Here is a 23,646-nt window from a genome sequence, read left to right as displayed (position 1 = left end):
GGGTTATGCATGCGTAGGGAGCCAGATTCTGTCGGTGCCGTTGGGCAGAGTGTCGTCATGACGACGAAGTGGACGATCACGATCGACTGCGCCGACCCGGCCCTGGTCGCGCGCTTCTGGTGTACGGCGCTGGGCTACACCGAGTCGGATCCACCCGCGGGCTGGGACACGTGGGAGGAGTGGCTGACCGCGATGAACGTGCCCGAGAACGAGTGGAACGACGGCGCCTCGATCTCCGACCCGAACGGCGTCCTCCCGTCCATCTCGTTCCTCAAGGTCCCCGAGCCGCGGACCGAAAAGAACCGCCTCCACCTCGACCTCCAGGTAGCCGGCGGCCGCGGCGAGCCCCAGCACCTCCGCGAAGAACGCATCCGCGCCACCGCCGCCAAACTCGTCACCGCCGGCGCCACCGTCCTCCACGAGGTCCCGATGGACAACTCCACCACCCTCGACCACCTTTGGCTACAAGACCCCGAAGGCAACGACTTCTGCGTCGTCTGACGGGGCATCCAAGGGCATCTCGGGGCAGATCGAGCCGTGTTGTCCACAAGGTCATTTCAGAGCAGGAGATTCCGCGCTCCCGATGGATAGCCTGCCTCGGGTGCGGATCAATGTGTATATCGACGGTTTCAATCTGTACTTCGGCTCGCTCAAGGGTCGGCCGTACAAATGGCTGGACCTCGAGAAGATGTGCAGTCTATTGCTTCCCCGGTTCGAGCTCGGGCGCATCCGGTACTTCACCGCGCTCGTCAAGGAACGTCCTGACAACCTGCACGCGCCGGTCCGGCAGCAGGCATATCTGCGGGCGCTCGGCACCCTGCCGACCGTGGAAGTGCACCTCGGCAGCTTTCTCACCAAACCCGCGCGGATGATGCTCGCGAATCCGCCGGCCGCGGGACCGCGGACGGTCGAGGTGATCAAGACCGAGGAGAAGGGCTCCGACGTCAATCTCGCGACCTATCTACTGGTGGATGCCTTCCGGGACGATGCCGACGCCTTCGCCGTCGTCAGCAACGACTCCGACCTGACCGAGCCGATCCGGATCGTCCGGCACGAGCTCGGGAAGGTGATGGGGCTGCTCAATCCACAGCCGGTGGCGAGCCAGCGACTGCTGACCTGCCGGCCGACGTTCGCGAAGCAGATCCGGTCGGGAGTTCTGGGAGCCAGCCAGTTTCCTGAGAGGATGGCGGGCGGCGGGGGCGCCGTGATCCGCAAGCCGGCGGGATGGTGAAAAAGCAGAAGCCCCACCGAAGTGGGGCCTCGCACCCAGCCACCGAAGCAACTGGGGGAATGCTCACAGGCTAGCTCACGAACCTCTCCCGGGCAACACGGATCAGCCGGGATTGATGTCGGCGAAGGCGAGTGGGGCCCGGGTGCAGAGGTAGGTTGCCCAGTGCAACTTTTCTGGGGTGCCGGTGGGGTTGCGGGTGATGTGGAGGAGTTCGCCGGCTTCGCGGCCGGAGATGGTTCGGTAGGTGTCTTCGGCGATCTTTTCGAAGACGGCGGGGGACTGCCACTCGGCGGCCGCGGGGGACTTGGCCTGGAGGACGCCGTTCTTGACCGTGAAGTCGAACGGGCTGCCTTCGGTGAACCAGGTGCCGAGTACGCCGGCCAGCTCGGCCGGGACCTCGACGCCGGGGACCCACGGGTCGGCCGGGAGCGGGTCGTCCTCGAGGACCTTGATGATCAGGTCGGTCGCGAGCGCGCTCGGGGCCGGGGAGGACGTGGCGCCGAAGAGCGCGATCCCCGCCGTACCGGACTCGCGGTGGACGAACGTCGACGTGATGTGTCCCGGCATCCCGCCGTCATGGCCGACGAACAGCCGGTCGCCGCGGCGCAGCAGCATGAACCCGAGCCCGAAGGCGAGCTGCCACCGGTCCACGTCGGCCATGATCTGCACCTGGCACATCTCGTCGAGGGTGTCCTTCGACAGCACCTCGTCGACCGGGTTCGCGACGAACATCGCCCACTTCGCCAGGTCCTCGGCCGTCGACGCGAGTCCGCCGCAGGCGTCCATCGCGCCGATGTCGAGCAGCGGCTCCCGCACCGGTACGTCGGTCCACGGCGGTACGTAGTACCCGGTCTGCGCCGGTCCGCCGTCCATGCCGACCGTCGTACGGCGCATCTCCAGCGGGTCGAGGATCCGCGCCTTCACCGCGTCGTACCAGGACCGTCCCTCGATCCGGGCGACGATCTCGCCGAGCAGTGAGAACACCAGGTTGGAATAGTGGAACCGGTTGTGCGGCTTGCCGATCCGCTCCGCGTCGTTCCACCCGTCGACCAGCTCGTCGCGGGACGGGAACTTCATCAGGTCCCACACGTCGCCGACCGGCTCGCGCTGCATGCCGCTGGCGTGGCTGAGCATCTGCCGCACGGTGACGCCTTCGTGCTTGCTGCCCGGGATCAGCTTGTCGACCGTGTCGTCCAGGCTGAGCTTGCCCTCGTCGCGCAACGCCATGATCGTCACCGCGGTGAGCGTCTTGCTCTGCGAGGCGATCAGGAACTGCGAGTCGGCGGTCGGCGGTACGCCGGGACTGTCCAGGTCGGCCGAGCCGGCCCCGGTCGACCAGGCCAGCGACCCGGCGCGGGCGACGGCGCCCACCACCCCGGGCACCCGGCCCTTCGACTGCCGTTCGGCGACGATACGAGTGAGTGCGTTCTGCGTCTGCGCGGCGATGTCTGTCACGAGTTCCGACCTTAAAGGAGCGAAGTGACAAAAGGCAGGGTGTTTGGTCGGGCGGATGTGCGAGGCTGGAGGAGTGCGCATAGCGGTGCTTGGGCCTCTCGCGATGTGGGCGGCTGACGGGACTCCGCTCGACGTCCGGGGCGTCCGCCTGCGCGGGCTGCTCGCGCGCCTCGCGCTGAGCGCCGGTCGGCCGGTCAGCGTGGAGACACTGGTCGACGGACTGTGGGGCAGTGAGGCCCCGAGCGCGAACGCTCTGCAGTCGCTCGTCTCCCGGCTGCGGGCCGGTCTCCCGGCGACCGAGTCCAGCATCTCCGTCCAGTCCGGCCCGGCCGGCTACACCCTGACGATCGGTCCGGACTGTGTCGACGCCCTCCAGTTCGAAGATCTGGTACGCCGTGGCCGAGCGCTCCTCAGGACCGACCCGGGGCAGGCCCACGCACTCCTGACCCAGGCCGACAAACTGTGGCGCGGTGAAGCCCTGACCGACCTGCGGGACCTCCCGTTCGCGGGCGTCGAGGCAGACCGCTTGGCCGAGCTCCGGCTGGCCGCCGCGGAGGACCTCGCCGAGGCCGCCGTCACCTGCGGCCAGGCCCGCGACCTGATCACCGATCTCGAACACCTCGCGGTCACCAATCCGCTCCGCGAGCGCGTGCATGAGCTCCTCATCCGCGCTCTGTACGCCGACGGCCGTCAGGCGGAGGCCTTGTCGGCTTACGAACGGGTCCGGACCACCCTGGCCGATGAGCTCGGCGCTGACCCCGGCATGCGCCTCCGCGACCTGCACGTGTCAGTGCTGCGTGGCGACAGCGTCGACCCGACCGCAAAGTCCTCCACCATGCCGGCCCCGGCACCGATAGCTCCCCGCAGCAACCTGCGTGCCCCACTGACCAGCTTCGTCGGCCGCCGCGAGGACGTGGCCGAGCTGACGCGTCTGCTGAGCAATGGGACCCGACTGGTGACCATGGTCGGCCCGGGCGGTGCCGGCAAGACCAGACTGGCCACCGAGGCCGGCAGGACGCTCGTGGACCAGAGCGGCGACGGCATCTGGTTCGTAGAGCTCGCACCACTCGGTGACGCAGCCGATGTGGCACCAGCAGTTCTGTCGACCCTCGGCGCCAGCGAGTACGTCGACATGCAGCCGGCCAGCTTCGCGCCGAAGCACATCCCGACCAGCCGGGCTGCGACGCTCCGGCTCGTCGAGGTCATCGGCGACCGCCGCATCCTGCTCGTGCTCGACAACTGCGAGCACCTGGTCCAGGAGGTCGCCGGACTGGTCGACTCTCTGCTCGCCTCCTGCCCACGCCTCAGGGTGCTGACGACGAGTCGCGAGCCGCTGAGCATTCCCGGCGAGCACCTGCATCCGGTCGGCCCACTCGCCATGCCGCCCGAGGACGAGCGCAACGCCACGGACGACTACCCGGCGATGCAGCTGTTCGTGGACCGGGCGCGCGCAGTGCGCCCGGACTTCACCTTGATCGACGCCAACCGGGAGGCGGTCGCCGAGATCTGCCGGCGGCTCGACGGGATGCCATTGGCGATCGAGCTGGCCGCGGCTCGGCTGCGGGCGCTCAACCCGCCGCAGATCGTGGACCGGCTGGCAGACCGGTTCCGGTTGCTGACCAGCGGCTCCCGGACCGCACTGCCCAGGCACCAGACGCTGCGAGCGGTCGTGGAGTGGAGCTGGGACCTGCTCGACCCGGACGAGCAGGCAGTCGCCCGGCGTCTCTCACTGTTCTCCGGCGGGGCAACGCTGGATGCGGCCGAGCAGATCTGCAGCGACGACCGCATCCCGCCCGAGTCCGTGCTCGGCGTCCTCGCGTCGCTGGTCGACAAGTCCCTGGTGGAGGCCGCGGCCGATCAGCGGTCCGTGCGCTACCGGATGCTGGAGACGGTCCGTGCGTACGCCGCGGAGCAACTGAAGGCCTCGGGTGAGTACGAGCACTTCCGGCGCAAGCACACGGCGTACTTCAGCCGGATGCTGCGCCAGGCGCGACCGCAGCTGCGGACCGGTGAGCAGATCCAGTGGATCGCCCGGCTGACCGCGGACAACGAGAATCTGCTCGACGCGCTCCGGACGGCGATCGACATCGGCTCCGCGCGCATCGCCGTCGGGATGGTCGCCGTGCTGGGTGAGTACTGGACGATGAGCGGTCGTCCGGCCGAGGCGGTGAACTGGATGCGGGCCGCCCTCGCCGTACCGGGGAAGAGCGTGCCGCTGGACAAGGCCGAGGCGCTGTATCTGCTCGCGCTCGGCCAGATGTCGAGCGGCGAGGATCCGGCCAAGTCGTTCCAGCAGATGATCCGCGGACTGGCGACGGTCCGCTGGATGACCCGGCGGCACCAGCAGCTCATCGACGCGGGGATCGGACTGTTCACCAACGCGGTCTGGGCGGCGATCCGGCGGGACAAGGCGACCTGCTTCCGCGAGCTCGAGGCCGCGGGCGAGCATCACGACCCTTGGGTCCGGAACATGGGCGTGATGATGGGCGCGATGTTCCGCGAGAACGAGGGCGAGGTCGACCAGATGGCGGCCAACCTGACGGTCGCGCTCGACGGTTTCCGCCAGCTCGGCGACCGCTTCGGTACGTCGATGGCGCTGCGCGGGCTCGCGGGCTACCAGTCCGCCATCGGTGAGCACGCCCAGGCACTGGAGTCGCTGACCGAGGCACTCGAGCTGATCGAGGAGCTCGGTACGACGGAAGGCGTCGCGCAGCTGCTCGGCGGATCCGCGATGAGTCGGCTCGAGCTGGGCGACCTGGACGGTGCTCAGGCGGACCTGGAGCGTGCGTTGCGGCTGTCCGAAGAGACCGGGTCCCGTGGTGGCCAGGCGATGGCCTTCATGGGACTCGCGCGCCTGGCCTACCGGACCGGCCGGTTGGACGAGTCGAGGGACCTCGCGGAGCGCGCGTACGGGATGCTCGACGTCGAGGCCGAGCGGATGGCGCCGCACGGACAGGCGGCCATGCTCGCACAGCTGAGCCGGACGTACGCGGCCACTGGTGACGTCGAGCACGCCCAGCTGCGCAACCGGGAGGCCGTGCGATTGGCGCTCACCACCGAGGACATGCCGCTCGTGGCGGGCGTCGTCGAGACCGCGGTCGATGTGGATCTGGTGTCCGGCGAGACCGAGCAGGCGGCGCGGACGCTCGGGATGGCAGCCGTACTGCGGGGCATGCGGGCCGCCCCGGACGGCGACGTACGGCGGGCGGTCGACCGGCTGCGTGATGCCTTGGGCAACGAAAAGTACGACGCCAGCTACGCCGCCGGCGCCGCACTCACTCGCGACGAAGCCCTCGCCGAGCTCCGCAAACGCTTCAGCCCTGACTAAGCAGTGATCAGCTGGACGGCGAGGTCCCGCAGTGACTTCTGCACCTTCTGCTCCGGTGGACGTGGTTCGGCCAGCATCCAGTCGTAGACGACGGTGTTCACCGCGCCGAAGAACGCCAGCGCGAGGAACCGGAAGTCCTTGCGCTTGATCTCACCACGCTCGACCGCGGTGTCGCCCAGGTCGCGGACGCTGCCGATCAGCAGCTCCCGGAACGCGATCCGCTGCTCCTCGACCGCCGGGCTGGTCCCGACCACCTCGACGAACGAGATCCGGGCCCGGCGGAGGTCGGCCATGATGGTCCGCAGGTACGAGTCGACGGCCGCGGTGATCCGCTCCCGGACCGGCCGGTCGGCGGTCCGGCGGAGCGCGTCACCGGTGCTCCGGACCGCCAGCTCGATCACCTGCGCGTGCACCGCGAGCAGCACGGCCTCCTTGTTCTGAAACTCGTGGTAGAAGTGCCGGGTGGACACTTTCGCCTGTGTACACAGGCGTTCCACGGATGTCGCCGGGTACCCGTCGGTCCCGAAGAGTTCGAGCGCGGCGGCCAGCAGCCGTTCCCGGCGCGCGGCCTTCCACTCCTCGACTGACCGCCCGGAATAACGGCGTACGGAGGGTTCCCTCATCACACCTCTTGTCGCTACCCCGTGCCAGATGCCGGACATCCTATCCACCCCTCGGCGCGCGCGTAACCGGGTTACGTCGCGGGACGGTCTTCGCGGAGATCAGCACCGCGAAGACCGTCCCGGCAACGGCTCAGTTCAGCTGCTCGTAGCCGGTCGCGCCGTCCAGCAGCTCTCGGATGATGTCGAGGTGCCCCAGGTGCCGGGCGGTCTCCTCGATCAGGTGGCAGAGGACGTAGCGCGTCGACGCCGCACCGGTGTCGCGGAGGCCGACGGCCCGCTCGACCTCGTCGAGCTCGAAGCCGGCGACGATCTCGCTGGATCGCTTGCACTCGGCGTCGTACTCGTCGAGCAGCTGCGCGAGCGGTACGTCGTCGACAAACATCTCCGCGTCGGGATGGGCGCCCTCCTTCCACGGGGTCTGCCCTTCGTCCGGCGTACCCAGGAGGTTCATGCTGAACCAGGAGTACTCGACCCAGCGCAGGTGAGCCACCAGGCCGGCGACCGTCATCAAGGGTGAGCCCGGCAGAACCTTGCGGTGGGCATCGGCCTCCGAGAGGCCTTCGCATTTCGTCCGGACGAGTGACCGGAGGTGGTCGAGCCAGCCGGTGAGCTGGGTCCGCTCGTCGGCGGTCAGCGGCGGCCTCATGCTTCGTTCAGCTTCGTGTAGCCGGTCTTGCCGTCGACGATCTCTCTGATGATGTCCATGTGTCCCACGTGGCGTGCGGTCTCCTCGATCAGGTGGCAAAGGATGTAGCGGAGTGATGCGGCCTCGCCCTTGGCGGCGTACGGGCCTTGTTCGACGGCGCCGAGGTCGAGCGGCGCGATCGTGTCATTGGATCGCCGGCACTCGGCGTCGTACTCGTCCAGGAGCTGGGCGAGCGGGACGTCGTCGACGAACATCTCGGCGTCGGGATGGCTGCCTTCGGCCCACGGCGTCTGGCCGGTGTCGGGGACGCCCATCAGGTTGAGCTGGAACCAGGACCACTCGTTCCAGCGCAGATGCGCCACGAGCGACGCCATCGACATCAGCGGCGAGCTCGGGAGAACCTTGCGGTGGGCATCTTCTTCGGTCAGCCCCTGGCACTTCATCCGGACGAAGGAACGCTGCAGGTCGAGCCATCCGGTCAGCTGGGCGCGCTCGTCGGCGGTCAGCGGCGGACGTTGTACTTCGGTCATTCGAAAGCTCCTGTGGTGATGAGGAGCCACCCGTCTCAACCGCGGGCACGGCGGACGGGCGGCACGACTGTCGGTCTCGACATCGCGCTCACCTCCTCTCCGCCGCCGGTGGTGTCGTCCACCGGCACCCGCACCGTACACCCCCGCTTCGGGCGCGCACCAACCGCTTTTCGGGGCTGGAGGTGCCCGGAGTGGGAGCCGGGACGTGGCATGCTCGGAGTGTTCGGCGACCGCCTTCGCTGAGGGGTGACACGTGGATCCACGGTTCGATCTGGCGCTGTACACGCGGGCTGAGGTCGCGCTGCACCTCGGTCTGCCGGCGACCACGCTCGGTGATTGGCTGCGATCCGGTGCGCTGGAGGCGAGGAGCGGCGGGCGGGGCGAGCCGACGATCACGTTCGCGGGGTTGGTCGAGACGCACATGCTCCGCCACCTGCGCCGTACCGGGCTCTCCCTGCAGGCGATCGGCGAGGCCGCCGTCGCGCTCCGCTCGCGGGCCGGGCGGCACTATCCGTTGGCGTGGTCCGGTCTGGCCCATGACGGACGTGACCTGCTGGTCGAGATCGCCGCCGAGGGACGCGAGGCGGGTTGGGAGCGGATCCGGGACAGTCAGGGCGGGTTCCCCGGCGTACTCCGCCGTGGGTCGGCCGCGATCGGCTGGTCCGACGACGGGTACGCCGGAACTCTCCGGCTGGTGATCTACCACGACATCGACGTGATCGTGGACCCTGCGCGCTCGTACGGCCGCCCGATGGTGGACGACGTCCACGTCGAGGATGTCATCGACGAGGTCCGCACCGGTGCGTCGTACCGGGAGATCGGCGCCAAGTTCAACCTCGAGGACTTCGAGGTCGAGGCACTCGTCCGCCCCCACATCCGCCCACCCGCCTTCCGCAAAGCCCGCCACCTGGAGGCACAGGCCGAAGCATTGCTGTGAGCTAACGACAGGAGGTATCCCGACCTGCGCGTCCAGTTGCCGCCTGAGCACGCCGACGGGCAGCGCTCTGGGCGACGCGTCCTGTCGTTAGCGGTTGTCCTTGATGCGTTTTGCCTTGCCTAGGGAGCGTTCGAGGGCGTGGGGAGGTAGGACTTCTACGGTGGCGGTGACGCCTACTCGGTCTTTGATGCGGTGGGCCAGGGTGGCGGCGGCGGTGGTGTGGTCGGGGAGGCCGGGGGCCGCTTCTACCTGGACGGTCAACTCGTCCAGCCGGCCGGGGCGGGTGAGGACGCAGAGGTAGTGGGGGGTGAGGCCGTCGACCAGGAGGATCTGTTCCTCGATCTGGGTGGGGAAGACGTTGACGCCGCGGACGATCATCATGTCGTCGGTGCGGCCGGTGATCTTCTCCATCCGGCGCATGCCGGGCCGGGCGGTGCCGGGGAGGAGGCGGGTCAGGTCCCGGGTGCGGTAGCGCAGTACCGGGAAGGCTTCCTTGGTCAGCGTGGTGAAGACCAGTTCGCCCTCGGAGCCGTCGGGTAGCACCTCGCCGGTGACGGGGTCGATGATCTCGGGATAGAAGTGGTCCTCCCAGATGTGCAGGCCGTCCTTGGTCTCGACGCATTCCTGCGCCACCCCTGGGCCCATCACTTCGGACAGCCCGTAGATGTCGACCGCGTGGATCCCGGTCCGCTCCTCGACCTCGGTCCGCATCGCTTCGGTCCACGGTTCGGCGCCGAAGATGCCGATCTTCAACGAGGTGTCCCGTGGGTCGAGGCCGCGGGCGGTCATCTCGTCGACGATCGAGAGAAAGTACGACGGTGTGACCATGATGATCCGCGCCCCGAAGTCGCGGATCAGGTCCACCTGCCGCTCGGTCATCCCACCGGACACGGGTACGACGGTGCACCCGAGCCGCTCGGCCCCGTAGTGCGCCCCGAGCCCGCCGGTGAACAGGCCGTAGCCGTAGGCAACATGACACACGTCGCCCGCACGCCCACCGGCAGCGCGGATCGACCTGGCCATCAGATCGGCCCAGTTGTCCAGATCCCGCTTGGTGTACCCGACCACCGTCGGCCGCCCCGTCGTACCGGAGGACGCGTGCACACGCGCCACCTCGGACCGCGGTACGGCGAACAGCCCGAACGGGTAGTTGTCGCGCAGATCCTTCTTCGCCGTGAACGGGAGCCGGCTCAGATCGCCCAGCGACTGCAGGTCATCGGGCTTGAAGCCGATGCTGTCCAGCGCGCCCCGGTAGTGCGGCACGTTCTCGTAGGCCCGCCGTACGGTTGCCTGCAGCAACGACAACTGGCGGGACCGGAGTTCGTCGACCGACAGTCGTTCGCCGGCGTCACGCAACTCCGCGGGGCAAGCCTCACCGAGCATGGATCACTCCTAAGGACGGGTGAGCAGGGTCGCGATGCCTTGCCCGACGCCAATGCACATGGTGGCCAGCGCGTACCGGGCGTCGCGGTGGCGAAGCTCCAGGCCCGCGGTGAGAGCGAGGCGGGCTCCGGACATCCCCAGCGGGTGACCGAGGGCGATGGCGCCGCCGTTCGGGTTGACGTGCTCGGCGTCGTCGGGGAGGCCGAGCTGCCGCAGTACGGCGAGGGACTGCGACGCGAACGCCTCGTTCAACTCGATCACGTCGATGTCGGACAGCGCAACGCCGGTGCGATCGAGCAGCTTCCGGGTCGCGGGCGCGGGCCCGATCCCCATGATCCGGGGTGGTACGCCGGCCGCGGCCGTGCCCACCACCCGAGCCAAAGGATTCATGCCGAAGCGTTCCACCGCCTCTCCACTCATCACGAGCAGAGCGGCAGCGCCGTCGTTCACCCCTGACGCGTTCCCAGCGGTGACAGTGCCGAGCGATCGGAACGGCGTCTTCAGACCGGCGAGAGCCTCGAGTGACGTCTCCCGCGGATGCTCATCGACATCGACAACGGTGACGGCCCCACGCTTGCCCGGCACGTCAACAGAAACGATCTCCTCGGCCAGCCGTCCGTTCGCCTGCGCCTTCGCGGCTCGCTGCTGGGACCGCAACGCGAACAGGTCCTGGTCCTCGCGGGAGATCGAGAACTCGGCCGCGACGTTCTCCGCCGTCTCCGGCATCGAGTCGATCCCGTACTGCTCCTTCAGCGCCTCGTTGACGAACCGCCACCCGATCGTGGTGTCGAAGATCTCCGCCTGTCGCGAGAATGCGGTCGTTGCCTTGGGCATCACGAACGGTGCCCGCGACATCGACTCGACGCCGCCGGCAACCACAATGTCGTTGTCTCCGGCAATGATCGACCGGGCCGCGTAGGCGACCGCGTCCAGACCGGATCCGCACAGCCGGTTGATCGTCGTACCGGGCACCGAGTCGGGCAGGCCGGACAGCAGCACGGCCATCCGGGCGACGTTCCGGTTGTCCTCACCGGCCTGGTTCGCGCAGCCGAGGATCACGTCGTCGATGAGCGCCGGGTCGAGGGCGGTGCGGTTGAGCAGCGAGGAGATCACGTTCGCCGCGAGGTCGTCGGGCCGTACTGCGGCGAGCGCGCCGCCGTACCGTCCGATCGGGGTCCGGATGCCGTCGACCAAGAACGCTTCGCTGGTCACGGGGCCTCCCGGACTGGACTGAGGAGCGGAGGGAGCGAAGCGACCGGAGCGACGAGGGAAGGCCGGGAGCAACAGCCCCGTGACCCGCGCGCCGGAGGCGCGCATTCAACACAGCTCATGACTGCTCCTCGACGATGGTTCCGGACAGTTGGCGGCTGCGGCCGCGGAACTCGGCGATCACCTCGTCGCCGCGGGTGACCGTGACGTCGTAGATCGCGTTCCGGCCGAACGTGGTCCGCTCCCGGGCCTCGGCGACCAGTACATCGCCCCGGCGGGCCGGGGCGACGAACACGATGTCGCAGGCCTGCGCGACCGTGACCTGGTTGCGCGAGTTGCAGGCGAACGCGAACGCCGAGTCGGCCAGACTGAACACGAATCCACCATGCGCGATCCCGTGCCCGTTGACCATGTCTTCGCGGACCGTCATCTCGACCTGCGCGGTCCCCTCGGCGACCGCCACCAGCCGCATACCGAGCCCTGCGCTGGCGGTGTCCTCCGCCCACATCGCCGCGGCCACCCTGGCTGCCAAGTCCATGCCCATTGCCCAATCGAGAAACAGTATTTGACCGAGTTGGCTTGTGACACTCTAGTACCGGTTGCGCCAATGACTGTAACATCGCAGTCATGACGACCGACCTGCTCTCCATCCATCGCGAGCGCCTGGACGGCGCGCTGGCGGCGATCCACAGCCGTGGCTACCACTCCGCCTTCCCCGAGTCGCCGAGCCCGCGGGTGTACGGCGAGAACGCGGCGGCCGACGGCAAGGCGGCGTTCGAGGCCCACCTCGGTACGACGTACTCCCTGGACATCCCCGGTGCGCGCGGAACGGTCGTCACCGAGCAGTCGCCGTTCGGGATCCCGATGGACGTCTCGTACCCGCGGGTCGTCGAGGACGGTCTGGACGAGCTGCTCACCGCGGCCCAGCAGGGTCTCGTGGACTGGCGCCGGGCCGGGATCGACGGCCGGACCGGGGTGGCGCTGGAGATCCTCGACCGGCTGCACAAGCGGGTGTTCGAGCTGGCGAACGCCGTCCAGCACACCAGCGGTCAGGCGTTCGTGATGGCGTTCCAGGCCGGCGGCGCGCACGCGCTGGACCGGGCGCTCGAGGCAGTCGCGTACGCGTACGAAGAGATGCACCGCTACCCGGCCACCGCGACCTGGGAGAAGCCCGCCAAGGGCGACCCGATCCGGATGGAGAAGACGTTCACCGTGACCGGACGCGGCGTCGCGCTGGTGATCGGCTGCAACACGTTCCCGACCTGGAACTCCTGGCCCGGTCTGTTCGCCTCGCTGGTCACCGGCAACGCGGTCGTCGTGAAGCCGCACCCGCTGGCCGTCCTGCCGCTGGCGATCACCGTCGACGTGTGCCGCGAGGTGCTCGCCGAGGCCGGCTTCGACCCGAACCTGGTCACCCTGGCCACCGAGCGCGCCGGTGACGGCCTGGCCAAGCCGCTGGCCCAGCGGCCCGAGGTGAAGCTGATCGACTTCACCGGCGGCACCGAGTTCGGCGAGTGGCTCGAGCAGAACGCGACCCAGGCGACCGTCTTCACCGAGAAGGCCGGCGTCAACGCGGTCATCATCGACTCCACCGATTCCTTCAAGGCGCTGTCCAACAACCTCGCCTTCACCCTGAGCCTGTACTCCGGCCAGATGTGTACCACCACGCAGAACCTGTTCGTCCCGGCCGGCGGGATCGAGACCGACGAAGGCCACAAGTCCTTCGAGGAGGTCGGCGCCGCCATCGCGGGCGGGATCAGCAAGCTGCTAGGTGACGACGCCCGCGCCGTCGAGATCCTCGGCGGGATCGTGAACCAGGCCGTGATCAGCCGCCTCGAGCTCGCCCCGGAGTACGGCGACGTGGTGCTGGAGTCCCGCGCGATCGCGCACCCGGCCTTCCCGGACGCCGTCGTCCGGACTCCGCTGCTGGTCGCGGTCGACGCCGACGACGCCAATGTGTACGGGCGGGAGTGCTTCGGCCCGGTGTCGTTCCTGGTCAGGACTGCGGACACCGCCCAGTCGATCGATCTCTTCAAGTCGACCGTGACCGACGGCGGCGCGATGACCGCGGGGATCTACTCGACCGACTCCAAGATCCTGGACGAGGCCCGGGACGCGGCTCTCGACGCGGGCGTCGCGCTGTCGGAGAACCTGACCGGCCAGGTGTTCGTGAACCAGTCGGCTGCCTTCAGCGATTTCCATGGCACCGGAGCGAATCCGGCGGCCAACGCGACGTACACCGACGGCGCGTACGTCGCGAGTCGCTTCCGTGTGATCCAGTCCCGCCGCCACGTTGGGTGATCGCCTTCCGCTAGTCGTGTGGACTCTCGGTGAGGTTGACGTTAAAAACTAACAGAGCGCGACGACTTGCGTTTTGAGATCTCGGCTCCAATACTCTGAGTTAGTTGAGTACGTAACAACTTGGGCACGGGGACGCGTTGTGGCGGCAGACCCGGCGACCGGACCGCGTGATCGTGGTCGCGGACAACTGCACCGACGGGACCGTCGCGCTGGCCACGGGGGCCGGCGCGGAGGTCTTCGAGACCGTCGGCACCGTTGACAAGAAGGCCGGCGGTCTCCATCAGGCGCTGTCGATCCTGCTGGAGATCCTGACGCCGGCCGATCGGATCCTGGTGATGGACGCGGACGGCGTCCTCGCACCGCGCTTCGTCGAGACCGCCCTGTGCCAGCCGGCCGATGAGTCGGTCGGAGCGGTCGGTGGCGTCTTCTGGGCGAACCCGGCCACGGACTAATCGGTGAGCTGCAGCGCAACGAGTATGCGCGCTACGCACACCCTTGCCTTGATGGTGGCCGGGTTCGCGCTTCTGTTCGCCGGACTCGCGGTGCTGAAGTTGCTGCCGAAGCGGCGTTGAGCGGACCCTGATGCGGAAGGTATGACTGACTCATCTCCATCCGCCGACCGTCCAGGAGTCCGACCGTGACTGAAAGTTTGACCGAGGCACTGGCCTACTACGACAGCTGGCTGGCGTTCAACCAGCGCTATCAGCGGGTGCCGGGCATCCAGGTCGCGGTGTACGCCGACGACGCGATCGCGTTCTCGGCGGCGTACGGGATGGCGGACGTGGAGAACGGCGTACCGCTGACCGAGCAGCACCTGTTCCGGATCGCCTCGCACTCGAAGACGTTCACCGGGACCGCCGTCCTCCAACTGGTCGAGCAGGGCAGGTTGCGGCTCGACGACAAGGTGGAGCAGCACGTCACCGAGATTGTCGGTACGCCGCTGGGCCAGCGGACTGTGCGGGAGTTGCTGGCGCACGCCGGCGGTGTCACCCGGGACGGTCTGGACGCGGATTGGTGGCAGCTGTCCACCAGCTTCCCGGACCGCGACGAGCTGCTCGAGGTACTGCGGCAGGAGTCGTCGGCCGTGATCCCCGAGAACGACCGTTTCAAGTACTCGAACATCGGCTACGGCCTGCTCGGTCTCGTCATCGAGGCGGCGTCCGGTACGCCGTACAACGCCTACGTCCAGACCGCGATCGTGGACAAGCTCGGTCTGGCCGGGCTCGGACCGGAGCTGGATCCGGCCCGGCTGACGGAGTACGCGGCCGGGTACAGCGCGCTGTCGTACGCCGACCAGCGGGTCCCGATCGAGCACATCGACACCCGGGCGCTGGCCTCGGCGACCGGGTTCTTCGGCAACGCGCGCGACCTGGTCACGTACTTCTCCGCGCATCTGCCCGGCGACGACCGCCTGCTCTCGGACAAGTCGAAGCGCGAGATGCAGCACCCGTTGTGGACCACCGGCGCCGACGGCAAGGCGCGGTACGGCCTCGGTCTCGCGGTGACGAAGGTCGGCGACCGGGACGTCTTCGGCCACGGCGGCGGGTACCCCGGCCACATCACCAGGACCCTCGTCGACCCCGAACGCCGAATCGTCGTCTCGGCGCTGACGAACGCGATCGACGGCCCCGCGTCGCAGCTCGCCGAGGGCGTCCTGAGGCTCCTCGACCTCGCCGACTCGAAGGATCGGGCCGAGGAAGCGGGCCTGGGTCGATTCACCGGCCGGTTCGCGAACCTCTGGGGCGTGACCGACTTCGTCCTGCTCGGCGGCCGTCTCTACGCGACCGACCCGTCCGGCCCGAACCCGGCCGAAGAGCCCCAGGAGCTCGAAGCGGACGGCGACACCCTGCGCGTCACCGGTGGCAACGGCTACGGCTCGTACGGTGAGTCGTACCGCTTCACCTTCGACGCCAACGGCGCGGCCGAGACTGTCCGCGGCTCCAGCGGCCTGAGCATGCGTCCGATCGGCGCCTTCACCCTGCCGGAGCGCGTTACCGTGGCCCAGTGACCATTCACGGTGACCATCCGTTCCTGCCGCCCGAGTCCGAGCGGAGTCCGGTACGGCGGTTCCGTGGGCGGCTGCCGTCGCCGGTCGGCCTGTGGACAACGGCGTACGACGAGAAACGGGCCGGGCTCACGGTGTCGTCGATGCTGGTCGCGGACGGTGAGCCTGGGTATGTGGTCGGGCTGATCGACCCGGACTCGGACCTGTGGGAAACGTTGCGTGAGGCAAGGACTGCGGTCGTGTCGCTGCTCGGTGAACCGCACCGGCAACTGGCCGACGCGTTCGGGTACGTCGCCCCTGCCCCGGGCGGACCGTTCCGGTTGATCGACTGGACCGACACCGCCTGGGGACCGGCGCCGGTCGGCGTCAGCACCTGGGCCGGCTGCACGCTCGTCGACCAGGACCCGCCCGAGGTCGGCTGGGGTCTGCAGGTGCAGCTGGAGATCGTGCATGTGGAGCTGACCGCGGACGACGTGTCTGCCCTGGTCCACCGGCGCGGACGCTACGTGACGATCTGACGAATCAGCACGACGGGCGAAGTCCTTTGACGTCATAGGCTAATGGCATTAGCCTATGAGCTATGGTAGTTAAGAAGCCGTTGATGCCCGCTGTCGTGGTCGATGTGGCCCTCGGCATCGTGGACGAGCACGGGCCGCAAGGCCTGACGCTCGCTGCCGTGGCGCAGCGCTGCGAGGTGGCCACCCCGTCGCTGTACAAGCACGTGGCGAGCCTCGGCGAGCTGAAAGCACTCGTCGGGGTCCGGGTGCTGGACGACATGACGGAGCAGTTCACCGCCGCCGTTCTGGGCCGCGGCGGCGACGAGGCGGTCACCGCACTCATGAATGCGTACCGCGCCTATGTCACCGCCCACCCGAAGCGGTACTCCGCGATGCCGATGGATCCGCTGCACGACCCGATCCAGAAGGCAGCCGGCGCGAAACAGCTCGACGTCATGTTCGCGGCGCTGCGGAGCTACGGCCTGGAAGGCCCGGCCGCGGTCCACGCGGCCCGCCGGCTGCGGGTCCTCGTGCACGGCTTCGCCTCCCTCGAGGCCGCGGGCGGCTTCGGCCTGCCCGAAGGCCTCGACGACACCTACGACCAGCTCATCCAGATGTATCTCGCCAGCCTGAGGAAAGACTCATGAGAATCCAACTGTCCGTCGCAGGAGTGCTGTTCCTGCTGTATCCCGTCCTGCGCCCGTGGCATGACGAGACGACCACTTCAGGCGCCGCGGCCGCGATGGGCTCCACCGCCTGGGTCATCGCGCACCTGTGCGCGATGCTCGGGTTCGTCCTGGCGGCGCTCGCGCTGCTCGACCTCCACCGCCCGGCCGCGATCACCTTCTGGGTCGGCGCCGGACTGACGTTGCCCTACTACGGCGCCGAAGACTTCGGCCTGCACGCGATCGCCGCCCAGCCGAACCTCCTCGACCTGGCCGACTCCGTGCGCTACAACCCGGTCTCCATCACGATGTTCGGCATTGGCCTGCTGACCATGGCCGCGGGCGCCATCATGGTCGCGATCCGGCTGCGAACCGTGCCGGCGATCCTGTTCGCGGTGGGTTTCGGTCTCTTCCTGCCGCAGTTCTTCGCCCCGCCCGCAGTGCGGATCGTCCACGGTGTGCTGCTCGCCGTCGGGTGCGTGTGGCTGGCGTCGAACCCGAAGCGGGTTGAGGCTGCGCTCAGTCCGGCCTGAGGATCTAGTGTTGGCCGCATGCGAGCCACAGTGATCCATGCGCCGTTCGACGTACGGCTGGAAGAGCTCCCGGACCCGAGGATCGAGGGTCCGGGAGACGCGGTGGTCAAAGTGGTTGCCTCATGCATCTGTGGGTCCGACCTCTGGCCGTACCGCGGCGAGCCGGCGGTGAAGCAGCCGCGGCCGATCGGGCACGAGTTCGTCGGCATCGTCGAAGAGGTCGGCTCGGACGTCCGCACGGTCAAGCGGGGCGACTTCGTGATCGCGCCGTTCGTGGTCAGCGACGGCACCTGCCCGAACTGCCTGGCCGGCTATCAGACCGCCTGCCAGAACATCGTCGGCTACGGCGGAGGCAAGGCGGACGGCGGCCAGGGCGAGTACGTCAAGCTCCCGTACGCCGACGGCACGCTGGTCGCGACGCCTGAGCTGCCGGACGACTCGCTCGTTCCGTCCCTGCTCACGCTGTCCGACGTGATGGGCACCGGCTGGCACGCGGCGCGGTCCGCGCGGGTGAAGGCCGGCGACACGGTAGTTGTCGTGGGTGACGGTGCGGTCGGGCTCTGCGGCGTACTCGCGGCTTCGCGAATGGGAGCGGAGCGGGTCGTTGCCTTGTCGCGACATGAGCCCCGGCAGAAGCTGGCGAAAGAATTCGGTGCCTCGGACATCATTTCCGAACGCGGCGACGCGGCGCGGGACGCCGTACTCGAACTGACCAAGGGTGTCGGCGCCGACGCCGTGCTGGAGTGTGTCGGCACCGCACAGTCGATGACGACCGCGTTCGACGTTGCCCGGGCCGGGGCCACGGTCGGTTTCGTGGGCGTGCCGCACGGGGTCGAGGTGCCGATCGGGACGATGTTCAGCCGGAACGTCGGGCTCGCGGGCGGTGGCGCCCCGTGCCGCGCGTACCTGCCGGACCTGATGGCCGACGTCCTGGCCGGGGAGATCAACCCTGGCAAGGTGTTCGACTCGGAGCTCCCGCTGGCCGACGTCGCCGAGGGGTACGCCGCAATGCACGAACGGCGCGCGATCAAGGTGCTGCTGCGGCCCTGATTATGCGCAACCGGGCTGCGCACTCCGCCCTGTCGCGCGGTGAATGTGCGCGCTCTCACACTGTCAAGGCGCGCGGGGTCACGGCTGCGCAACGCGCCTGCGCGGAACGTTGACACTCGGTGCGTACCGTCCCAGAGTTGCACCGTCACTTCAGATAAAACCCCCTTAGCTTTCCCTTCCAGCCGAGAGTCAATCTCAGGTGATAGAAGAAAAGAAGAAGAGTGATATGGGGCGGCTCCATCAACTGATCGGAGAGTGAATCATGCGTGGTGGTCTGAGTAAGACCCTGGCGCTGGTGGGTGCGGCGGGTCTTCTCGCGGTGAGCGCCTGCGGTAACAGCGACGACAGCGGCGGCGGTGGGGACTCGTCCGCGAACAAGGACGTCACTGTCTTCACCTGGTGGGCCGACGGTGGTGAGAAGGCAGGTCTGGACGGCCTGGTGTCGGTGTTCGGCACGGACTGCAAGGACTACAAGTTCGTCAACTCCGCCGTTGCCGGTGGTGCGGGCTCGAACGCGAAGCAGGTGCTGGCCAACGACCTGCAGGCGGGCAAGCCGCCGTCCACGTTCCAGGCCCACGCCGGCGCGGAGCTGAAGGACTACATCAACGCGGGCCAGGTCGACGACATCAGCCAGCTGTACAAGGACTTCGGGCTGGACAAGGCGTTCCCGCAGAACCTGATCGACAACCTGACCGTGGACGGCAAGATCTACTCGATCCCGGCGAACGTGCACCGGGCGAACGTGGTCTGGGCCAACCCGACGGTGCTCAAGAAGGCAAGCATCGACGGCACCAAGGCCCCGGCCAGCGTCGACGCGTGGATCGCCGATCTGACCAAGCTGAAGGCCGCCGGAGTGACTGCTCCGCTGGCGCTCTCGAAGGGCTTCGCCCAGGAGATGCTGGTCGAGGCAGTGCTGCTGGCCGAGCTGGGTCCGGACAAGTTCAAGGGTTTGTGGGACGGCAAGACCGACTGGGCCGGTGCCGACGTCACCGCGGCGCTGAACAAGTACAAGACGCTGCTCACGTTCAGCAACACCGACCGCGAGGCGATCGACTGGCCGGACGCGCTGGGCTACGTGAACTCCGGCAAGGCCGGCTACACGCTGATGGGTGACTGGGTCGCCGCGCAGCAGGTGGCGGACAAGGTCCCGGACACGGCGTACACCTACTGGCCGGCCCCGGGCACCGAGGGCGACTTCCAGTTCCTCTCGGACTCGTTCACGCTGCCGACCAACGGCGCGGACCCCGACGGCGCCAAGTGCTGGCTGAAGACGGTCGGTTCGGCCGAGGGCCAGAAGGCGTTCAACACCAAGAAGGGCTCGATCCCGGCCCGTTCGGACGCCGACCCGGCGGACTACCCGAAGTACCAGCAGGGCGCGATGGCGGACTGGAAGAGCAAGACGATCGTCCCGTCCTGCGCCCACGGTGCCGCGTGCACGCTGGGACAGAACAACGACATCCTGTCCGCGATGAGCCAGTTCAGCGGTAGCCAAGACGTCGCCAAGCTGCAGTCGGCGCTCGGTACCGCGATGAAGACGAGCTGATGCACGTCGAGTTGCGGAACCGACACGAGTTGGAGGACTGAGCGTGCACGGAAGAATCCGTACCTGGGGACCTGGTGCCCTGGTGCTGCTGCCGACCGTGCTGCTGCTCGGGTACTTCGTCTACGGCCTGATCGCGTGGTCCTTCAACACCTCGCTGACCAACCGGCACACCGCCCGCAAGGGCCCGGCGCAGTACGTCGGGTTCGAGAACTACGGGCACCTGTTCAGTGAGGACCGGTTCCTCAACTCGCTGAAGAACCTCGGCGTGCTCACGGTGGCATTCATCGTGGGCACGCTGATCTTCGGCCTGCTCTGGGCACTGTTGCTGGAGAAGGGCGTGCCCGGCGAGTCGATCTTCCGGTCGATCTACCTGTTCCCGATGGCGATCTCGATGATCGCCTCGGGCGTGGTCTGGGGCTGGTTGCTGAACCCGTCCCAGGGCGATGACGCGCGTGGCCTGAACCGGCTGTTCGAGATCCTCCATCTGCATTTCCTGGAGAATCCCTGGTGGACCGCGGGCAGTAGATGGACGACGATGGCGTCCATCGCGCTTCCTGCGGTCTGGCAGCTGTCCGGCTACATCATGGCGCTGTTCCTGGCCGGTTTCCGGGGCATCCCGCCGGAGCTGCGCGAGGCGGCCCGGGTCGATGGGGCGTCGGAGTTCAAGCTCTACCGGCATGTGCTGTTCCCACAGCTGTCACCGATCGCGCTGTCGGCGCTGATCATCCTCGGGCACATGTCGCTGAAGCTGTTCGACCTGATCTACGCGATCACCGGGCCGAACCAGTTCCGTACCGAGGTGCCCGCGGTCTACATGTGGAACACCTTGCTGCGCAGCGATATGGCCAAGGCGGCCGCGATCGCGATCGTGCTGCTGGCCGTTGTCGCCGTCCTCGTCATCCCGTACATCGCGTACACCGTCCGGCAGGAGAATGAGGAATGAGCGCCGATACTGCTGCCGCGACCGGTCAGGCCGCTGCGGCGATCCGCCGGAAGCCGCAGAAGCATGGGACGATCGCGGACGGATCGACCCGGCGCAGCCGGACCATCCGCTACATCCTGCTGCTGTTGTTCCTGCTGTTCGTGCTGATCCCGGTGTACGTCGTACTGGTCACCAGCTTCAAGACCTCCGGCGACACCACGGCCGCCTCGCAGTGGAACCTGCCGAAGACCTGGACGCTGGAGCCGTGGCGCAAGGCCTGGGACGTCCTGCAGCCGTACATGATCCGGTCGCTGTCGCTGGCGATCCCGGCCGCGATCATCTCGTCGCTGATCGGCTCGATGAACGGGTTCGTGCTGGCCCGGTGGCGGTTCCCGGGCGCGAACCTCGTGTTCGCGTTCATCCTGTTCGGGATGTTCATCCCGTACCAGGCGGTGATGCTGCCGCTGCGTACGACGTTCACCGCGCTGGACGTCACCCGCGGTGTGCCGACGCTGATCCTGGCGCACTGCATCTACGGTCTGCCGATCTGCACGCTGATCTTCCGGAACTACTACGCCACCATCGTTCCGATGGAGATCATCGAGTCGGCCCGGGTGGACGGGGCCGGGCTGGTCCAGACGTACCTGCGGATCATCCTGCCGATCTCGATCTCCGGGTTCGTGGTCACGCTGATCTGGCAGTTCACCTCGGTCTGGAACGACTTCCTGTTCGCGCTGTTCCTGACCCAGCAGAACAACGGCCCGGTGACCCTGGGCCTGGCCGCGCTGGCCGGCGGCCAGAAGGTCGACTACGCCGCCAGCATGGCCGGCGCGCTGATCACGTCGTTCCCGACGCTGATCGTCTACATCCTGCTCGGCCGCTGGTTCATCGGCGGCCTGATGGCCGGCGCCCTCAAGGGCTGACCGTTCGTACTCCACCACCGACCGTCTGAGGGGTCAACCCCGCAGACGGTCGGTTGCGGAGGCCGATTCTGCGTCCGCAACCGACCAGGTGCGGGGTTGACCCCCGAGACGGTCGGGGATGGCGCGCGGTGGGGGTTGTCCACAGGGCGCGCGGAGGGGACTGCGGCGGAGTGGGGACGGACGGTAATCTCACGAAGGTGACCAAGTCTCCACGCGGACGGGATGGGCGGCGCAGCCATTTGCGGCTCGTCCCCGACCCCGGCGAGCCGCACGGGCCGACGGCGGGTGTCGACGTCGACACCACGCCTAGCGTCGCCGTGCTGGAGACCCTGCTCGAGACGCTCACCCTCGACCTGGCCGCGGTGCCGGCCGCGCTGCACCCGGTGATCGCGGAGGCGTCGGTGGCCCGGTCGGCCGCGATGCTCGCGGATCAGCTGTGGCCGGCCGGGCGTCCGGACGAGATCGGCGAGGTGGAGCGGTTCTTCTGGGCCGACGCCGCGCGGGTGCTCGGCGAGCGCCGCGATCTCGAATCCTTCGTCCTGCTGACGAGTCTGGCCCGTACGGTCGGTCCGGCCGGGCGGTTGCCGTTGCAGCGTGCTCATGTCTCCCGGTTGCGGACGCAGGACTCGGTGCCGGAGTGGGTGACCCGGATCGCCGGGTTCCGGTTGACCAGCGCGATCGTGTCGGAGGACATCACCGGCGACGGCCTGAGCGTCGTGCTCGACTACGACGACGAGCAGCACCCGCACACCGTGGTGGTGTTCATCGACAACAACCTCGGCGCGATCGTCAAGGACGTCTTCGTCGGCCCGCCGGTGGACCGGGTGCTGGAGGCGTACCAGCGCGGCGGCCGGGTGACCATCCGGACCGTGCGGCCCTCGACCGCTGCCGGCATCATCCTGCAGGCGCTGGGGGAGACCCGCGACTACGACGATCCGCCGGTCAGCGAGGACTTCGAGTTCTTCACCGGCCTGTTGGTGAACCGGCTGACCCAGCTACCGGAGCGCCCGATCCGGCCACCGATCCGGCCGCTGCTGTCCCCGCGGCAGCGCGACGAACTGGTCGAAGAGTTCCTCGAATCTGCGCGGGGATTGCCGGATGATGCCGCAGACATCGCCAGGCTGTGGATCGACCACGCGGTGGATCACACCGTCGGCGGTCCGTTGCGCGTCAGCGCCGTGCTCGTCGAGCTGTTCCTGGCGCACTGGTTGCCGCGCAAAGTCCTTGCCGACAGCACGTACTTCGACGCGGTTCCCCTTGTGGTGAAGGCCTGGCTCGAGTTCGCCGGCGACCGCACGCAGCTGCCGCTGGACGCCGTCGACGAGGCAGTCGACGCGGTGGACGTCTGGCAGCCCGCGCTGGAAGCCGCGGCGATGGTCGACCCGGTCGGCTCGAAGCCCGGCGAGCGAGTCTTCCTCGACGACACCACCAACGATCTGGAAGACGCTTACCGAGCCTTGGCGGGCCTCGGCTCCCCACCGCAACCGGACCTCACCGGCCTGGACAACACCCAGGCGGCAACCCTGTCCGTCCTGGCTCCGCACGCCTGGCTGATGGCCGGCGAAACCCTCGGCACGGCGTACGCGCCGGATGCCTTCGACATCGCCGAACGCCTCGTCCGCGACGCCCCCGACCTCCTCACCAAAGCCCGCCTCTCCACCTGGCCCCGAGCCATCGTCTGGCTCCTGGCCCACCGCCACCGCCTCGTCGGCCCCGGCGAAACCCTGACCCCCTACGCCCTGGCCACCGACCTGTCGTCATCACCGGCAACCCTGCGAAAAAACGCCAAACTCCTGACCGATACCCTGATCCTGCCGCTGTGATCTCAGCCGCCGGGCCCGGGGCGGCTCGGGTTGAGCGGCGGC

The 23,646-nt window shown here is 68.4% G+C and carries 22 protein-coding genes; 15 read left to right on the top strand and 7 right to left on the bottom strand.

Annotation, left to right across the window (positions count from 1 at the left end):
* Window positions 1–57: 57 nt before the first annotated feature.
* Together OHA18_RS13115 and OHA18_RS13110 are read left to right on the top strand one after the other, a co-directional pair.
* Window positions 58–501, top strand: coding sequence for a VOC family protein (locus tag OHA18_RS13115; RefSeq protein WP_329004327.1), 444 nt, complete (start codon window positions 58–60; stop codon window positions 499–501).
* Window positions 502–601: 100 nt separating this feature from the next.
* Complete coding sequence (locus OHA18_RS13110) at window positions 602–1,231, top strand: NYN domain-containing protein (RefSeq protein ID WP_329004326.1); 630 nt, start codon at window positions 602–604, stop codon at window positions 1,229–1,231.
* Window positions 1,232–1,333: 102 nt separating this feature from the next.
* On the opposite strand, the gene OHA18_RS13105 is transcribed toward OHA18_RS13110, so the two are convergent.
* On the bottom strand, window positions 1,334–2,686 hold the full coding sequence (locus OHA18_RS13105; protein ID WP_329004325.1) for a serine hydrolase domain-containing protein: 1,353 nt from the start codon (window positions 2,684–2,686) through the stop codon (window positions 1,334–1,336).
* A gap of 85 nt (window positions 2,687–2,771) precedes the next feature.
* On the opposite strand from OHA18_RS13105, the gene OHA18_RS13100 reads away from it, so the two are divergent.
* On the top strand, window positions 2,772–6,014 hold the full coding sequence (locus OHA18_RS13100; protein ID WP_329004324.1) for a BTAD domain-containing putative transcriptional regulator: 3,243 nt from the start codon (window positions 2,772–2,774) through the stop codon (window positions 6,012–6,014).
* On the opposite strand, the gene OHA18_RS13095 is transcribed toward OHA18_RS13100, so the two are convergent.
* From OHA18_RS13095 to OHA18_RS13085, 3 genes are all read right to left on the bottom strand, one after another.
* Complete coding sequence (locus OHA18_RS13095) at window positions 6,011–6,637, bottom strand: TetR/AcrR family transcriptional regulator (protein ID WP_329004323.1); 627 nt, start codon at window positions 6,635–6,637, stop codon at window positions 6,011–6,013. The genes OHA18_RS13100 and OHA18_RS13095 overlap by 4 nt on opposite strands.
* Before the next feature lie 130 nt (window positions 6,638–6,767).
* Window positions 6,768–7,283, bottom strand: a complete 516-nt coding sequence (locus OHA18_RS13090; RefSeq protein WP_329004322.1) for a DinB family protein — start codon at window positions 7,281–7,283, stop codon at window positions 6,768–6,770.
* Entirely contained in the window at window positions 7,280–7,813 is a 534-nt protein-coding gene (locus OHA18_RS13085; RefSeq protein ID WP_329004321.1) for a DinB family protein, read from the bottom strand. Before OHA18_RS13085 ends, OHA18_RS13090 begins: the two co-directional genes overlap by 4 nt.
* A gap of 253 nt (window positions 7,814–8,066) precedes the next feature.
* Between OHA18_RS13085 and OHA18_RS13080 the strand changes: the two genes are divergently transcribed.
* A complete protein-coding gene (locus OHA18_RS13080; RefSeq protein WP_329004320.1) occupies window positions 8,067–8,750 on the top strand; it encodes a hypothetical protein in 684 nt (227 codons plus the stop codon).
* Between the two features lie 87 nt (window positions 8,751–8,837).
* Here OHA18_RS13080 and paaK read toward each other — a convergent pair whose 3' ends face one another.
* The 3 genes from paaK to paaI all read right to left on the bottom strand — a co-directional run bounded on the left by paaK (window position 8,838) and on the right by paaI (window position 11,880).
* Window positions 8,838–10,133 (bottom strand): phenylacetate--CoA ligase PaaK, encoded by a 1,296-nt coding sequence (paaK, locus tag OHA18_RS13075; RefSeq protein ID WP_329004319.1) that lies wholly within the window; start codon window positions 10,131–10,133, stop codon window positions 8,838–8,840.
* 9 nt (window positions 10,134–10,142) lie between these two features.
* On the bottom strand, window positions 10,143–11,345 hold the full coding sequence (gene pcaF / locus OHA18_RS13070; RefSeq protein WP_329004318.1) for a 3-oxoadipyl-CoA thiolase: 1,203 nt from the start codon (window positions 11,343–11,345) through the stop codon (window positions 10,143–10,145).
* A 115-nt stretch (window positions 11,346–11,460) separates the two neighbouring features.
* Complete coding sequence (gene paaI / locus OHA18_RS13065) at window positions 11,461–11,880, bottom strand: hydroxyphenylacetyl-CoA thioesterase PaaI (protein ID WP_329004317.1); 420 nt, start codon at window positions 11,878–11,880, stop codon at window positions 11,461–11,463.
* A gap of 89 nt (window positions 11,881–11,969) precedes the next feature.
* Here paaI and paaN point away from each other — a divergent pair, with 89 nt between their 5' ends.
* The 11 genes from paaN (at window position 11,970) to OHA18_RS13010 (ending at window position 23,604) form a co-directional block, all read left to right on the top strand.
* The gene (gene paaN, locus OHA18_RS13060) at window positions 11,970–13,643 is read left to right on the top strand and encodes a phenylacetic acid degradation protein PaaN (RefSeq protein WP_329004316.1); all 1,674 of its coding nucleotides are present in this window, start codon (window positions 11,970–11,972) and stop codon (window positions 13,641–13,643) included.
* Window positions 13,644–13,780: 137 nt separating this feature from the next.
* Complete coding sequence (locus tag OHA18_RS13055) at window positions 13,781–14,095, top strand: glycosyltransferase (RefSeq protein WP_329004315.1); 315 nt, start codon at window positions 13,781–13,783, stop codon at window positions 14,093–14,095.
* 185 nt (window positions 14,096–14,280) lie between these two features.
* On the top strand, window positions 14,281–15,651 hold the full coding sequence (locus tag OHA18_RS13050; protein ID WP_329004314.1) for a serine hydrolase domain-containing protein: 1,371 nt from the start codon (window positions 14,281–14,283) through the stop codon (window positions 15,649–15,651).
* The gene (locus tag OHA18_RS13045) at window positions 15,648–16,166 is read left to right on the top strand and encodes a flavin reductase family protein (protein WP_329004313.1); all 519 of its coding nucleotides are present in this window, start codon (window positions 15,648–15,650) and stop codon (window positions 16,164–16,166) included. Before OHA18_RS13050 ends, OHA18_RS13045 begins: the two co-directional genes overlap by 4 nt.
* Window positions 16,167–16,249: 83 nt before the next feature.
* Window positions 16,250–16,792: a TetR/AcrR family transcriptional regulator gene (locus OHA18_RS13040; RefSeq protein WP_329004312.1), complete on the top strand. Its 543-nt coding sequence runs from the start codon at window positions 16,250–16,252 to the stop codon at window positions 16,790–16,792.
* Window positions 16,789–17,343 (top strand): hypothetical protein, encoded by a 555-nt coding sequence (locus tag OHA18_RS13035; protein ID WP_329004311.1) that lies wholly within the window; start codon window positions 16,789–16,791, stop codon window positions 17,341–17,343. Before OHA18_RS13040 ends, OHA18_RS13035 begins: the two co-directional genes overlap by 4 nt.
* 18 nt (window positions 17,344–17,361) lie before the next feature.
* Window positions 17,362–18,393 carry a zinc-dependent alcohol dehydrogenase family protein gene (locus tag OHA18_RS13030; protein ID WP_329004310.1) on the top strand — a complete coding sequence of 344 codons (1,032 nt, stop codon included), beginning with the start codon at window positions 17,362–17,364 and terminating at the stop codon, window positions 18,391–18,393.
* Between the two features lie 262 nt (window positions 18,394–18,655).
* On the top strand, window positions 18,656–19,936 hold the full coding sequence (locus OHA18_RS13025) for an ABC transporter substrate-binding protein (RefSeq protein WP_329004309.1): 1,281 nt from the start codon (window positions 18,656–18,658) through the stop codon (window positions 19,934–19,936).
* A gap of 43 nt (window positions 19,937–19,979) precedes the next feature.
* Window positions 19,980–20,879, top strand: a complete 900-nt coding sequence (locus tag OHA18_RS13020) for a carbohydrate ABC transporter permease (RefSeq protein WP_329004308.1) — start codon at window positions 19,980–19,982, stop codon at window positions 20,877–20,879.
* A complete protein-coding gene (locus tag OHA18_RS13015; RefSeq protein WP_329004307.1) occupies window positions 20,876–21,781 on the top strand; it encodes a carbohydrate ABC transporter permease in 906 nt (301 codons plus the stop codon). Before OHA18_RS13020 ends, OHA18_RS13015 begins: the two co-directional genes overlap by 4 nt.
* 197 nt (window positions 21,782–21,978) lie before the next feature.
* The gene (locus OHA18_RS13010; protein ID WP_329004306.1) at window positions 21,979–23,604 is read left to right on the top strand and encodes a hypothetical protein; all 1,626 of its coding nucleotides are present in this window, start codon (window positions 21,979–21,981) and stop codon (window positions 23,602–23,604) included.
* Window positions 23,605–23,646 lie beyond the last annotated feature (42 nt).

It is taken from the genome of Kribbella sp. NBC_00709 (assembly GCF_036226565.1).
Classification (GTDB): domain Bacteria; phylum Actinomycetota; class Actinomycetes; order Propionibacteriales; family Kribbellaceae; genus Kribbella.
Note: the sequence above shows the minus strand (reverse complement) of the source record. Positions and strands in the feature narration are given on the sequence as shown.

What these genes read in the sequence shown, in the direction of transcription:
- OHA18_RS13115 (WP_329004327.1), top strand. Translation starts at nt 58, where the DNA reads ATGACGACGAAGTGGACGATCACGATCGACTGCGCCGACCCGGCCCTG.
- OHA18_RS13095 (WP_329004323.1), bottom strand. Translation starts at nt 6,637, where the DNA reads ATGAGGGAACCCTCCGTACGCCGTTATTCCGGGCGGTCAGTCGAGGAG.
- OHA18_RS13090 (WP_329004322.1), bottom strand. Translation starts at nt 7,283, where the DNA reads ATGAGGCCGCCGCTGACCGCCGACGAGCGGACCCAGCTCACCGGCTGG.
- OHA18_RS13085 (WP_329004321.1), bottom strand. Translation starts at nt 7,813, where the DNA reads ATGACCGAAGTACAACGTCCGCCGCTGACCGCCGACGAGCGCGCCCAG.
- paaK (WP_329004319.1), bottom strand. Translation starts at nt 10,133, where the DNA reads ATGCTCGGTGAGGCTTGCCCCGCGGAGTTGCGTGACGCCGGCGAACGA.
- paaI (WP_329004317.1), bottom strand. Translation starts at nt 11,880, where the DNA reads ATGGACTTGGCAGCCAGGGTGGCCGCGGCGATGTGGGCGGAGGACACC.
- paaN (WP_329004316.1), top strand. Translation starts at nt 11,970, where the DNA reads ATGACGACCGACCTGCTCTCCATCCATCGCGAGCGCCTGGACGGCGCG.
- OHA18_RS13040 (WP_329004312.1), top strand. Translation starts at nt 16,250, where the DNA reads ATGCCCGCTGTCGTGGTCGATGTGGCCCTCGGCATCGTGGACGAGCAC.
- OHA18_RS13035 (WP_329004311.1), top strand. Translation starts at nt 16,789, where the DNA reads ATGAGAATCCAACTGTCCGTCGCAGGAGTGCTGTTCCTGCTGTATCCC.
- OHA18_RS13030 (WP_329004310.1), top strand. Translation starts at nt 17,362, where the DNA reads ATGCGAGCCACAGTGATCCATGCGCCGTTCGACGTACGGCTGGAAGAG.
- OHA18_RS13025 (WP_329004309.1), top strand. Translation starts at nt 18,656, where the DNA reads ATGCGTGGTGGTCTGAGTAAGACCCTGGCGCTGGTGGGTGCGGCGGGT.
- OHA18_RS13015 (WP_329004307.1), top strand. Translation starts at nt 20,876, where the DNA reads ATGAGCGCCGATACTGCTGCCGCGACCGGTCAGGCCGCTGCGGCGATC.